The organism is Bacteroides sp. PHL 2737, from assembly GCF_004115325.2.
GTDB lineage: Bacteria > Bacteroidota > Bacteroidia > Bacteroidales > Bacteroidaceae > Bacteroides > Bacteroides hominis.
Map to the genome: position 1 here is coordinate 3,633,226 of NZ_CP040630.1, position 13,327 is coordinate 3,646,552.

At 41.4% G+C, this 13,327-nt stretch carries 9 protein-coding genes and 3 pseudogenes; 8 read left to right on the forward strand and 4 right to left on the reverse strand.

Annotated elements, in window-relative coordinates:
- Positions 1-74: 74 nt before the first annotated feature.
- Positions 75-437: pseudogene (locus DBK98_RS14870) on the forward strand (phage integrase SAM-like domain-containing protein); the annotation flags it as partial.
- Here DBK98_RS14870 and DBK98_RS23640 read toward each other — a convergent pair.
- Both DBK98_RS23640 and DBK98_RS14875 read right to left on the reverse strand, forming a co-directional pair.
- Positions 422-550, reverse strand: a pseudogene (locus DBK98_RS23640) (epoxyqueuosine reductase); the annotation flags it as partial. The pseudogenes DBK98_RS14870 and DBK98_RS23640 overlap by 16 nt on opposite strands.
- Positions 547-720, reverse strand: a pseudogene (locus DBK98_RS14875) (GyrI-like domain-containing protein); the annotation flags it as partial. The pseudogenes DBK98_RS23640 and DBK98_RS14875, both read right to left, overlap by 4 nt.
- A 189-nt stretch (positions 721-909) precedes the next feature.
- On the opposite strand from DBK98_RS14875, the gene DBK98_RS14880 reads away from it, so the two are divergent.
- From DBK98_RS14880 to DBK98_RS14905, 6 genes are all read left to right on the forward strand, one after another.
- On the forward strand, positions 910-1,458 hold the full coding sequence (locus tag DBK98_RS14880) for a flavodoxin family protein (protein WP_005777589.1): 549 nt from the start codon (positions 910-912) through the stop codon (positions 1,456-1,458).
- A gap of 49 nt (positions 1,459-1,507) precedes the next feature.
- Positions 1,508-2,584 carry an NAD(P)-dependent alcohol dehydrogenase gene (locus tag DBK98_RS14885; protein ID WP_032537142.1) on the forward strand — a complete coding sequence of 359 codons (1,077 nt, stop codon included), beginning with the start codon at positions 1,508-1,510 and terminating at the stop codon, positions 2,582-2,584.
- A gap of 308 nt (positions 2,585-2,892) precedes the next feature.
- Entirely contained in the window at positions 2,893-3,921 is a 1,029-nt protein-coding gene (locus DBK98_RS14890; RefSeq protein ID WP_005805943.1) for an alpha/beta hydrolase, read from the forward strand.
- 418 nt (positions 3,922-4,339) lie between these two features.
- Positions 4,340-5,206 carry a DUF3737 family protein gene (locus tag DBK98_RS14895; RefSeq protein ID WP_005777594.1) on the forward strand — a complete coding sequence of 289 codons (867 nt, stop codon included), beginning with the start codon at positions 4,340-4,342 and terminating at the stop codon, positions 5,204-5,206.
- Entirely contained in the window at positions 5,203-6,390 is a 1,188-nt protein-coding gene (locus DBK98_RS14900) for a MalY/PatB family protein (RefSeq protein ID WP_032537141.1), read from the forward strand. The genes DBK98_RS14895 and DBK98_RS14900 overlap by 4 nt, the downstream gene beginning before the upstream one ends.
- 142 nt (positions 6,391-6,532) lie before the next feature.
- Positions 6,533-8,644 (forward strand): outer membrane beta-barrel family protein, encoded by a 2,112-nt coding sequence (locus DBK98_RS14905; protein ID WP_032537140.1) that lies wholly within the window; start codon positions 6,533-6,535, stop codon positions 8,642-8,644.
- Positions 8,645-8,670: 26 nt separating this feature from the next.
- Here DBK98_RS14905 and DBK98_RS14910 read toward each other — a convergent pair whose 3' ends face one another.
- Positions 8,671-10,680 carry a sensor histidine kinase KdpD gene (locus DBK98_RS14910; protein WP_005805948.1) on the reverse strand — a complete coding sequence of 670 codons (2,010 nt, stop codon included), beginning with the start codon at positions 10,678-10,680 and terminating at the stop codon, positions 8,671-8,673.
- Between the two features lie 167 nt (positions 10,681-10,847).
- On the opposite strand from DBK98_RS14910, the gene DBK98_RS14915 reads away from it, so the two are divergent.
- A complete protein-coding gene (locus DBK98_RS14915) occupies positions 10,848-12,515 on the forward strand; it encodes a formate--tetrahydrofolate ligase (protein WP_032537139.1) in 1,668 nt (555 codons plus the stop codon).
- An 87-nt stretch (positions 12,516-12,602) separates the two neighbouring features.
- Here the strand turns inward: DBK98_RS14915 and DBK98_RS14920 are convergent, their stop codons facing one another.
- Positions 12,603-13,313: a hypothetical protein gene (locus DBK98_RS14920; protein ID WP_005805952.1), complete on the reverse strand. Its 711-nt coding sequence runs from the start codon at positions 13,311-13,313 to the stop codon at positions 12,603-12,605.
- Between the last annotated feature and the right edge of the window lie 14 nt (positions 13,314-13,327).

A 13,327-nucleotide genomic window follows, 5' to 3' on the forward strand; every position in this document is an offset into this window, starting at 1 on the left:
GCATCCCAAAACTTTCCCGTCGTCGTGCCTGTTTCAGGACATACGCGCGATGCGGAACTAAAAATCAGAGTATTATGGATGAAAAAGAAAAGAATGCAGGAGGGACGCTAACCACGAACTTACCGGATCTGGCATGTTACATGCAGTCGGTGATCGGACAGTTGGAAGCGGACAAGAAACGTTCGGCGGTACATACGTACACGTATGCGCTGAAATCTGTTACGGAGTTTTACGGGGGTGAAGGAACACCGATGCCGGTGGGTGAAGTTTTCACTCCGGGCAGGTTGAAGGAGTATGAGGAATGGATGAAACTGGAAGGGGCGCGAAAGAGAAGCTCCGGCAAGGAAGGGGCGCAAAAGATAGATAGGGGGCCGAAAGGGTTGAGCCTCAATACCATCTCTACCTACATGCGTGATTTGAAGGCGGTGTACAATCGGTTCGGGAGTTGTCTGTTTTGCCTTTCGTCCAAATGCGATATGCCGACAAAGCGAACCAGTCCTGCTCCATGATTTTTTAATTCATTTTCTATTTCTTGGTTTAAGTATTTCATGTTTCTTTTTTTGTAATAGGGATATAAATATCTGTTATAAGCTCCGCAGCCGGAGTTTTTTCGGGAGTGTTGATGTAAGTTTCAAAGGTGAACTGTTCCCGCAGGGTATAATCGCTTGCCGGCAACCGGTCGAGGTAATTATAGCCGTACACCTTATTCAATTCATGATAAAACCACGCCGATACCCAGTATCGCACCCCCCTACTGCCAATTGAATCCACCAGGCCGAACAGCAGGTAGATGCCTAATTGCAGAATCTGTAATTCGGGTTATATTCCCCGTAATTTATCTACTAAGTATATTCTCTTAACCACATACCTTTGTAACATGAAAAACAACAATTTAAACAATAGATAATTATGAGCAAGAAAGTATTGATTTTATCATCCAGTCCGCGACGCGGGGGAAATTCTGATACACTTTGTGATGAGTTTATGCGTGGAGCCACAGAGGCGGGGAACGAAGTGAAAAAGGTTTTTCTACGGGACAAGACCATCCACTATTGTACGGGATGCGGCGTATGCAGCCAATATAAGAAGCCGTGCCCTCAGAAAGATGATGCGGCGGAAATTATTGAGAAAATGTTATCGGCCGATGTTATCGTTTTAGCGACACCCGTTTATTTTTATGCAATGAGTGCACAGTTGAAAACGTTACTCGACCGTTGTTGCGGCCCTTATACCGAAATGATTAATAAGGAGTTTTATTTTCTCGCTTCTGCTGCCGAGGGTAAAGAGGGACTTCCTTATTTGGAACATGTATTCGATAACCTCATGGGATTTATCGATTGTCTGGAAAATCCGGTAGTGAAAGGTAAAGTGCTTGCTACCGGTGTTTGGCATGTGGGTGAAATAAAAGGTAATCCGGCATTGGCAGAAGCATATGAAATGGGGAAACAAATTTCATAATATAGATTGGTATAGAATAAATTATTTCAAAACATAATCCTAAAACAGTATGGAAACAAAGACAGTAAAAGCTTACGGAACAGAATCGGCTGAAACACCGCTTCATCGTTTGGATATTCAGCGTCGTTCACTTCTACCGAACGATGTGGAAATTGATATTTTATATTGTGGAATTTGTCACTCAGACCTTCATTCTGTGCATAATGACTGGGGCGGAACTATTTATCCCATAGTTCCCGGACATGAGATTGTAGGATGTGTTACAGGAATTGGTTCGGATGTGACAAAATTTAAGGTTGGTGATTTAGCTGGTATTGGTTGCATTGTTGATAGTTGCGGACATTGCGAACACTGTCACAACGGTGAAGAGCAATATTGTGATGAAGGCTGGACTGTTGTTTTTAATTCGCCCGATAAATATCTTGGCGGACAGACCTATGGCGGTTTTTCGCAAGCTATTGTGGCCGATGCCAATTATGTACTGAAACTTCCTGAGACGATTGATCTTGCAGCATCAGCTCCCATTTTGTGTGCAGGAATTACCGTTTATTCGCCATTGAAGCATTGGGGGGCAGGTCCCGGAAAGAAAGTAGGTATTGTCGGTATCGGTGGGTTAGGCCACATGGCAATAAAGATTGCCAAGGCGATGGGAGCCCATGTTACTGTGTTTACAACATCTCCTTCAAAAATGAATACAGCCAGAGAATTGGGTGCAGACGAAGCTGTTCTGTCCACCGACCCCAGACAGATGGAATATCAGACTCGTTTTGATATGATCCTGGATACGGTTTCCGCACGGCATGACGTAAATATGTATCTGAATGCCTTGAAAGTGGACGGTAGTCTCGTTTTAGTTGGCCTTCCTAACCAACCGCTTGAAGTCGGTGCATTCAATATTGTAAATGGCCGCAAAAGTTTCTCCGGTTCCAATATTGGCGGTATTGCCGAAACACAAGAGGTGATTGATTTCTGTGCGGAACATCATATTACGGCTCAGATAGAGTTGATTGGTGTTGATCAGATAAACGAAGCCTTCCGACGTTTGGAGAAGAATGATGTCAAGTACCGTTTTGTGATTGACATGAAAGCGAAAAAAGTTTCTCCGAATACCGATAATGTGATGTAAGGTCCCATAGACTGATAACACGGACATGGTCCGTGTGTTTCATTTCCAACATATTGGTAGATATCAAAAAAAGCATTCTGTCCTTGTAAGGTATGGAATGCTTTTTTGCGTAATGCCGTTAGTTAGCTGTCTGTATCGCAGTGGCACTTTATGCCAAACTTAAAATTGGTGTAGGCATAAAGAAGCATAATCTGTAATTCGGGTTATGATGTCTGTAATATGTCTACAAGGAGTCTCTTTTCTTCCTTGTATATTTGCAATGTAGAAAGAAGACAATCAATTATTTAATTACTAAAATCAAGGAAGATATGAAACGAAATTTATTATTGGCAGCAACATCGTTTACGATGCTCAGTGCAAATCCTTCTTTTGCTCAAACCGATGCAGATAATTTCTATAGAAGCAATGTGGTAAATATGGAGAAGGTATCCTTTCCCAATCAGTACAAAATGAAAGTGGCAGGTAATCTCTTTTTGCCTAAAGAGATGAAAGCAGACGAGAAACGTCCGGCAATTATTGTAGGACATCCTATGGGAGCCGTCAAAGAGCAGAGTGCTAATCTCTATGCTACGAAAATGGCCGAACGCGGTTTTGTAACTTTATCCATCGACTTATCTTTCTGGGGAAGCAGCGAAGGAGAGCCTCGCAATGCAGTCCTTCCGGAGCTTTATGCGGAAGCCTTCAGTGCTGCAGTCGATTATCTGGGGACACGTTCATTTGTCGAACGTGAGCATATCGGTGTGATTGGGATTTGTGGCAGTGGAAGTTTTGCCATCAGTGCGGCAAAAATAGATCCTCGTCTGAAGGCCATTGCAACCATAAGTATGTACAACATGGGGACAGCCAGTCGTAATGGGCTGAAGCATGCCTTGACTTTGGAGCAACGGAAGCAAATCATGGTCGAAGCCGCTGAACAACGCTATGTAGAGTTCTTGGGTGGAGAAACCCGATATACTGGTGGAACTCCTCATGAAATAACAGAAAACTCCGATCCGATAGCACGTGAGTTCTATGAGTTCTACCGTACTTCACGGGGAGAATATACTCCTGAAGGAGCAACCCCATTGACCACTACACATCCCACGCTCAGCAGCAATGTCAAGTTTATGAATTTTTATCCGTTTGCTGATATTGAAACCATTTCACCACGTCCGATGCTTTTTGTTACCGGAGAGAATGCACATTCGCGTGAATTCAGTGAAGATGCCTACCGGCTTGCCGCCGAACCAAAAGAACTCTATATTGTGCCTGGTGCGGGTCATGTGGATCTTTACGACCGCGTGAATTTTATTCCGTTCGACAAATTGGAGGATTTCTTTAAGACATATTTGAAATAATAAAAGTTCATCCGACACAAATGCGTAGTTTTTTCTCATGCATTGCTGGAATCTGGTTTATCCGAAGAATGCGTTGTCTTGACGTTAGCTCCAGGTGCGGACATCCGTAACCTTGAATGCCGGTTCCATTTACCGGCCGGGGTAAATGCTTTTACATACCGAGGTAAATGGATTTACATGCCCAGGTAAAAGCTTTTACGTGCCTGGGTAAATGGATTTACGTCGATAGTAAAATTTAGGTAAATATAATATTCTGATTATCAATTCCATTTAAACGCTGATTCAACTGCGCATGTATCGGGTGAACCATAAAAAAGAAGGATATGGGAATGAAATATGATATAATCATTCTTTTGAGTTACTTTGATGGAGGATATACCAGGGGAAGAAATAAAATCGATAACTAAACAATCAAATCATGGAAATAATTAAGAATAAGGACTATGAAGGCGAACGTCCTTTGTTTGCCACACACGACTTGCAATTGGAAAACGTAACGATTCATGCCGGTGAATCCGCATTAAAAGAGTGCAGTAATATCATAGCAGTGAACTGCCGTTTTGAAGGTAAATATCCTTTCTGGCACACGAATGGTTTCATTGTGAGAAGCAGCTTTTTTACGGAAGGAGCACGTGCCGCACTTTGGTATTCACAAAATCTCCAGATGATGGATACCGTGGTAGAAGCTCCGAAAATGTTTCGTGAAATGGATGGTATCAAATTGGAAAACGTACAACTTCCCAATGCGTTGGAAACGTTCTGGCATTGTCGTAATGTAGAATTAAAAAAGGTACAGATAGATAAGGCCGATTACCTGTTCATGCATAGTGAAAATATCCGTATTGATAATTATAGCCAGAACGGGAATTATTCTTTTCAGTATTGCAAGAACGTAGAAATTCATAATGCTGTCATTAATTCGAAAGATGCCTTTTGGAATACGGAGAATGTAACCGTGTATGACTCTGAATTGAACGGAGAGTATTTGGGGTGGCACTCTCACAATCTACGTCTGGTAAATTGCAGAATCTCGGGAACGCAGCCACTTTGTTATGCTCACGACCTTGTTATGGAGAATTGTATGATGGCTGATGATGCTGACCTTTGTTTTGAATACAGCAGTTTGCAGGCAACTATTAACACTCCGGTACATAGTGTGAAGAATCCGCGTACCGGCAGTATAACGGCAGAAAGCTACGGGGAAATCATTATGGATGGAAGTATTAAAGCTCCTGCTGACTGCGCACTGCAACTATGGGACAACTTAACTTGCTTTAGCGCATGAAGTACGATTTTGATGAAATAATTTCCCGTCGTAATAGCAATTCCTATAAATGGGATGCGGTGATGGAAGAGGGTGTTCTGCCTATGTGGGTAGCCGATATGGATTTCCGTACGGCTCCTGCTGTGGTTGAAGTGTTACGTAAGCGGATGGATCATGGCATTTTTGGCTATACCAAAGTCCCTCCGGTTTATTATGATGCCATTATAAACTGGTTCACACGCCGGCATGGTTGGCAGATAGATAGAGATTGGATTATATACACTTCGGGAGTCGTTCCGGCTTTATCTGCCATAATCAAAGCCCTGACAGTTCCGGGTGACCGTGTGCTGGTACAAACCCCGGTTTACAATTGTTTCTTTTCTTCTATTCGTAATAATGGTTGCGAAATAGTAGCTAATCCCCTTGTATACACGAATGGAACATACCGGATTGATTTTGACGATTTGGCAAGGAAGGCTACCGATCCGAAAGTAAGACTATTGTTACTTTGCAATCCACACAATCCTGTAGGAAGGGTTTGGACCCGGGCAGAACTGATGTGTATCGGTGAAATTTGCCTTCGTAATGATGTACTGGTTGTAGCGGACGAGATACATTGTGAGTTGGTTTACTCGGGGCATACTTATATACCTTTTGCTTCTATTTCGGATGATTTCCGAACTCGTTCGGTTACCTGTACTTCGCCAAGCAAAGCATTCAACCTTGCCGGATTGCAGATTGCCAATATCTTTGCGGCTGATGAATCTGTACGTGTGAAAATAGATAAAGCAATCAATTTGAATGAGGTTTGTGACGTGAATCCGTTTGGTGTGGAAGCCTTAGTGGCCGCCTACAATGACGGGGAAGAGTGGCTGGAGGAACTGAAATGTTATCTGTCGGATAATTACCTGTACATGAGGACTTTTTTCAATAAGTATCTTCCACAATTTCCTGTTGTGAAATTGGAAGGTACATATCTGGTATGGGTAGATTGTTCGGTGCTGAATCGTAGTTCAAAGGAAATTGCAGAGTTATTATTGAAGGCAGAAAAACTTTGTATAAACGAAGGAAGTATGTATGGAGAAGCCGGTGAAGGCTTTATCCGTATCAATATAGCCTGTCCCCGACAGATATTGATTGACGGCCTAAATCGATTGAAGAGAGGTCTTAAAGAAATGAGTCTTTGCTATTGTCGGGATAGGTAGATGCTGCTCCATGATACAATTGAGTAAATATAAGAATAGTATTCCCGATAACAGTAGATAACTCTAAATAAGCCGGTGATAACTCATTGTTTTGTCTTTTCTTCGGTACTTTGCAGCTGTAACCCAAACAAAAAACGAAAAGATGAAACGGATTTACGTAACTTTAGTGTTTGTTGCTGCTGTCTGTTGGCAGGTGGCAGCGCAAAATGAAGACCGGATACTTTCTGCAGATAGCCTGATTACGATGGATGGACGTTTAGACAGTTTATACAGATCCTTGCCGGAAGTGATGGTGGTAGGTGAACGCCCGATAGTGAAAGCTATGCAAGGCAAACTTATATATGACCTGCCACGGCTCCTCCGGAATTTAGCGGTAGATAATGCTTATGATGCAGTGAAGGAGCTTCCCGGTGTCACGGAAATGAACGATAACCTTACTTTAGGTGGAAAGAGCGTTACTGTTGTATTGGATGGCAAAGTGACTACAATGACTCCCGAACAACTGAACACTCTATTAAAAAGTATTCCTGCCAGTCGTATAGAGAAAGCTGAAGTGATGTATTCGGCTCCAGCACGTTATCAGGTGCGTGGAGCCATGATAAACATTTGTCTGAAGCAAGGTGATTCCGGAGCAGCCTCCCTGCAAGGAGAAATTTTCAGTGACTACCGGCAAAAGCATTATGAAAACCTGACTGAGCGTGCGAGCCTTCTATATTCCGGACATAAATTTTCTGTAGACTTTCTTTACTCTTACAGTCATGGACGGAACTATTTCTTGACGGATAAGAAGGCTTTGCACACCTTGTCGGATGGTACGATACATCCCATGAACACCAACGAATCTCAAAAAAGTCGTTTTAACAGACACAATTTACGCTTGGGAGGTGATTATCTTTTTGCCGACGATCATCAGCTCAGTTTGACATACAATGCCCAGTTTATGAATGGCTTTAATTTAAGTACAGTGAATGGTACACAAACCTCAAATGCCCGTACCCGGATGGTCGATCAACTACATAACGGGCGGATCGATTATCACACCCCATTCGGAATGAAAGCAGGAGTGGAATATACTTATTATCATTCGCCTTCTTCACAATTGCTACATAGCCGGTTAGAAGGCGATGAATTGAATTTTCGTAGTAGCGATTCTCAGCGTATCAATCGTTGGAAGCTTTTCCTTTCTCAAGAACATGAACTGCCTAATGGATGGGGAGTAAACTATGGAGCTGTCTATACTACAAGTTTAGACAACAGCTATCAATATTATTATAATTCTGAGAATGACAACATGATGTTGGAAAGCAACAACATGAAATCTCGTCGGCGGGAACAAACACTGAATTTCTATGCCGGATTTAACAAGAGTTTTGGCGATAACTTGTCTTTGGATGCCTCGTTGGCTGCCGAACAATTCCATACGACTGTATGGAATGAATGGAGTCTATATCCGGCTTTTAATCTCAATTACACTCCGGCACCGGGAAACGTGTGGCAATTGTCACTCAGCAGCGATAAAAGTTATCCCGACTATTGGGCAACTCAAGATGCCGTGTCCTATATGGGCGGAGAATATTCGGAAATTCATGGAAATCCTTATCTGAAACCGGAAATTAATTATCAGCTACAATTGACTTATATTCTGAAGAGTAAATATATATTCAATGTCTGGTATAGCCATACTAAAGATAATGCAACACAAACTCTTTATCAGTCCCCCGACCGATTGGTCGAGATCTATAAATACTTCAATTTTGATTTTGAGCAACAAGCAGGTATACAAGCTGTTGTTCCATTTACGATAGGTCGCTGGCTAAGTTCACGTTTTACGTTGACCGGCGTTTACGATCGCCAGAAAGACAGTGACTTCTGGAATATTCCTTTTGACAGGAATGTATATTATGCCATGTTGAATATGAATCATACCCTGACCCTTTCTTCCCGTCCGGATCTCAGGTTGATTGTGAATGGGATGATGCGCAGTAAGGCAATACAGGGCATTTATGATTTACCGGTATCCGGCAATGTAGATGTAGCACTCAGATATACCTTTGCTGGTGGGAAAGCGTTGTTAACCTTTCGGTGCAATGACTTGTTTGAAACGGCTCAAATCTCTCCGCATATTCGTTATGCCACGCAGAACGTAACAAACCATTATTCCGCTTTTCGTGAATTGGGTATCTCGTTTACCTATAAATTCGGAGGATATAAAGAGAAGAAACGTGAAGGTGTGGATACTTCACGTTTCAAGTAGATTTACTCTTAAAAATTAAGGAGGGGCTATTGGACAGGTATGGTTACTGTTATTTTAGTACCTTCCTTGTATGTCGGATCGATATTTATCTCTCCGGATAACCTGCGGATAATTAGTTGACACAGATATAGTCCTAATCCATTTCCCGGAGTAAACGTGTTGAGTTTCGAGAAACGTTCGAATACCTCTTTGTGCTTGTCAACCGGAATACCGCATCCGGTATCTGTCACACTGATATGAAGCTGTTGGTGTGCTTCATCCATGCGGTAACGGAGGGTGATAGTTCCTTTTTCGGTAAATTTATTAGCATTGTTCAACAAGTGTTCTATAACCAATGATAAATATTTCTCATGGGTAGACAAAATGACAGGGTGTTCCGGTAAGTCCATATGATATTCTATATCAGGCTTATGATACCGGCTTAGTTGCTTCATTTCTTGTATGCAGATATGATGTAAATCGACTTGTTTACAAGGCAGTTTTTCCTGTGATACATCCAAGCTGGATACCTCGAGCATATTATTGATCAGTGAAGTCAGTAAGACCGTGTTCTTCTGCACCTCGTGTGAGAAGCTTTCGCGGTTTTCTTTATCTACTTCATCATTGAATATCAAATCAGAGAAACCGACAATGGCGTTAAGTGGTGTTCGTATCTCGTGGCAAATAGAATTAATGAAAGCTGTTTTCATCTTTTCACTTTCTTCGGCCTTTTGCTTGAGATTCCGGAGGTGAATCTTCATTTTTTTTTCTTTTTTCAGATTGTGATATAAATAAAGACAGATAACGATTACAATGGTCAGGATGATGAACAGGCATATCACTAAGATGCGTTTATTTTTTATTTCAAGTTGTGACTTTTCATTATTCAATTTGTTCACCTCATATTTTATTTGGAGTTCACTAAGTTGCTTTTGCATATTTTCAGTGTTTAGCGAATCTTTATACTGAGCAGATATTCTAAGGTATGCCAGCGCCTCCTTAAAATTGCCCATGGCCTCATATGTTTGTGATTGGATGTCGTAGAGTCCTGGCAGATTGTTTGGAATTATCGTTTGAGCTATTTGAATCAGACTGTCATTGGCAATTAATGCTTTCTCGTAATTGGGGTGAGGCTTTAAGTTCAAGTAATAGTTGTCCATTGATAGGAAATAATTGTACCGGTCGTACGGATTTGTCAGCTCCTTGTTCAGTTTTACTATTTGCTGCCAGTAATAATCCATCTTCTCGGGAGCTACCATGATAGCATTTGTCAACAGTGACGCATAGATTTGTAACTCACGTGCAGCCAGATTGTAAAAGGGGCGTTTTGCTTCGTAATGATCTTTATAATACAGTTGCTGATTTTCCAAATCTTCTTCCAAAAGACGGATCGCTGAGTCACATTCGTTCAAAAAGCTATAGATATTGGATAATTTCCAAACAATCATTGATACAAATTTAATGCGTTTCTCAGGAGGTAATTGCTTGGATAAGTTCATTGCTGTTTCCAAATAGGGGAGTGCTTCTTTCATCATTTCATTGGAATGAAGGCTACTTCCGGTGATATAAGCTTGTACGATCTTACTGTATAGAGATGGTGCGTCCGATTTCTTTTCTTCCGTAAACTGCAATTCCTTCGCAATGGCCTCTTCTGTCTCGTTATGGCTGCATAGCACATCGAAAAAACGCATGTGAAGATAAGCTGATAAAGGAATTATTTCTTTGACATTATGAGTTGCTTTTATCAGATTCATATAATGATACGCTGAATCCATGCGGTATTCTTTAGCCTCTCCACATGCAAGATCATTCAATGCATCAAGCATCATGGGTGTGTCACCTGCCTTTTTAGCTTCTCTATACATGCCAAGCAAATATGTTTTTTCGTCCGGTGTTTCAAAACAGATATCTGCCAAGTTTCTGTAGATACTGATTCGTTGAGCGGATACTGTTGTATGTTTTAGTTGTAGTAAGAGGCTGTCTTTTGCATGGTGATCTATAGCTGATACTATTCCGGTACAGATACATAGAGCCACAAAGATTATATATCGTATCATATTGCTTGTTTGTTTGTAAGTAGCAAATATACGTCTTTTTTCCCTGAAAAATCCAGCAATGATGTGGCATCTTTTTATCTCCACTAAAAAAAGGTAATAAAGACAACTTTGATATGGAGTTAATTGTTAATTTTGCGACTTCATTTACTAACTTAATAACTCTCAATATGAAATCAGACATAGAAATAGCACGTAGTGTTGAATTGAAGAAAATAAAACAAGTGGCTGAAAGCATCGGCATACCTCGCGATGAAGTAGAAAATTATGGCCGGTATATCGCAAAAATCCCTGAATATCTGATTGATGAAGAAAAGGTGAAACAGAGCAATCTGATTTTGGTCACTGCCATTACCGCAACGAAAGCAGGGATTGGTAAAACGACTGTATCCATAGGGCTTGCATTAGGATTAAACAAGATAGGTAAAAAGGCAATTGTTGCTTTGCGTGAACCTTCCCTGGGACCGTGTTTCGGTATGAAAGGAGGGGCAGCAGGAGGAGGTTATGCCCAGGTACTTCCGATGGAAAAGATTAATTTGCATTTTACCGGTGATTTTCATGCCATCACTTCGGCTCACAATATGATCTCTGCATTACTGGACAATTATTTATACCAGAATCAATCTAAAGGTTTTGGTCTGAAAGAGATTCTCTGGCGTCGCGTACTCGATGTCAACGATCGTTCATTGCGCAATATCGTAGTTGGTCTTGGTCCGAAAACAAATGGTATTACACAGGAATCCGGATTTGACATTACACCGGCTTCGGAAATTATGGCTATTCTTTGTCTTTCAAAGGATGTAGATGATCTCCGCCGTCGTATCGAAAATATTCTTTTAGGCTACACCTATGATAACAAACCGTTTACTGTAAAAGATCTGGGTGTGGCAGGGGCTATTACTGTCTTGCTGAAAGATGCTATACATCCGAATCTGGTACAGACTACCGAAGGCACCGCTGCATTTGTACATGGTGGCCCATTTGCTAATATTGCCCATGGCTGTAACTCTATTTTGGCAACAAAAATGGCGATGACTTTTGGAGATTATGTTATCACAGAAGCCGGCTTCGGTGCCGATCTGGGAGCAGAGAAATTTTATAATATTAAATGTCGTAAGAGCGGGCTTCAACCACGTCTGACAGTGATTGTTGCCACAGCACAAGGGCTCAAAATGCACGGAGGAGTAAGCCTGGACCGAATTAAAGAACCGAATCTTGAAGGATTGAGAGAAGGTTTGCGCAATTTGGACAAGCATGTTCGTAATCTTCATTCGTTCGGTCAGACGGTTATCGTTGCTTTCAATAAATTTGCGAGTGATACGGATGAAGAAATGGAGTTGCTTCGTGAGCACTGTGAGCAGTTAGGAGTAGGCTATGCTATCAATAATGCCTTTACGGAAGGAGGTGAGGGTGCTGTCGAACTGGCGAACCTTGTGGTTGAAACAATTGAGAATAAACCGTCTGAACCGTTACAGTTTACATATAATGATGGAGACAGCGTACAGCAGAAAATCGAGAAAATCGCAATCAATCTATATGGTGCAAGTGTCGTGACTTATAGTACACTGACCCGTAACAAGATTAAATTGATTGAAGAAATGGGTATTGGTCATTATCCTGTATGTATTGCTAAAACCCAATATTCTTTCTCTGCCGATCCGAAAGTATATGGTGCGGTAGATAATTTCGAACTTCATATTAAAGATATCGTTATAAATAACGGTGCCGAGATGATCGTAGCGATTGCGGGCGAAATAATGCGTATGCCGGGTTTACCTAAAGAACCACAAGCTCTGCATATTGACATCGTGGATGGTAATATTGAAGGATTGAGTTAGAGATAGTCCGATATAAAGCAATAAATAAATCCCCGCTATTCTTTTTGAAAGAATGGCGGGGATGACGGATATATAGAGTCCAGTGTGCTACTTCTTGATTCTTTCTAACACACTGTACGATTGTAGCTCCTTCTTATTATTGTATTGTTCAGAGCGGACAATTCCAATATTGGGTGCATACCATTCATATCCATAACCTTTTATTGTTTCCTGAGGAGTCCAGATATTCATTTCATACTTTACTTTGGTACAATAGAATGCTCCTGCTGGAGTGTTTACCGTTTCGGTAGCAACAAATTCCCGGTCGAAGATAGAAATTTCGGCGCGGTTATTTTTATTGCCTTTTTGATAAAGACGCAGAGTGCCGTCATCAAACTCGTCATCGTCTCCCGGATTCATTGGATCGGAAAATGCATTCGGGTAATTCATTAAATCTCCCATCATATATACATCGGCATTCATCATATTAAGTGCAGTGGGGAATGTGGCCACATCTCCCATACTCATAGAGAAGTTACCGTCATTGCAGCGAGCTACCATTTGCCCGGAATTGAGTGTTTTTCCGAAAGCATCAGTAAATGTATAGTTGGCTACTACTTCCATTCCTGAAGGGTAATCGTAGGCTTGGTCTACTCTGTAGACAAGGATGTTGGTGAGTTTACCATCAGCGGTGTAACAATTACGAGTGATTTGCTCACCTTCTTGATTAGGAAAGAAGAAGGCGCAATCCTGATTTTGAGCCATAGCTCCTGCAGCAACAAATAATGTAGTTGCAACCATTAAATTTCTTATTTTCATATCAGTTTAGGTAT

Coding starts and splice junctions, on each gene's coding strand:
- DBK98_RS14880 (WP_005777589.1), top strand. CDS start 910: ATGAGCAAGAAAGTATTGATTTTATCATCCAGTCCGCGACGCGGGGGA.
- DBK98_RS14885 (WP_032537142.1), top strand. CDS start 1,508: ATGGAAACAAAGACAGTAAAAGCTTACGGAACAGAATCGGCTGAAACA.
- DBK98_RS14890 (WP_005805943.1), top strand. CDS start 2,893: ATGAAACGAAATTTATTATTGGCAGCAACATCGTTTACGATGCTCAGT.
- DBK98_RS14895 (WP_005777594.1), top strand. CDS start 4,340: ATGGAAATAATTAAGAATAAGGACTATGAAGGCGAACGTCCTTTGTTT.
- DBK98_RS14900 (WP_032537141.1), top strand. CDS start 5,203: ATGAAGTACGATTTTGATGAAATAATTTCCCGTCGTAATAGCAATTCC.
- DBK98_RS14905 (WP_032537140.1), top strand. CDS start 6,533: ATGAAACGGATTTACGTAACTTTAGTGTTTGTTGCTGCTGTCTGTTGG.
- DBK98_RS14910 (WP_005805948.1), bottom strand. CDS start 10,680: ATGATACGATATATAATCTTTGTGGCTCTATGTATCTGTACCGGAATA.
- DBK98_RS14915 (WP_032537139.1), top strand. CDS start 10,848: ATGAAATCAGACATAGAAATAGCACGTAGTGTTGAATTGAAGAAAATA.
- DBK98_RS14920 (WP_005805952.1), bottom strand. CDS start 13,313: ATGAAAATAAGAAATTTAATGGTTGCAACTACATTATTTGTTGCTGCA.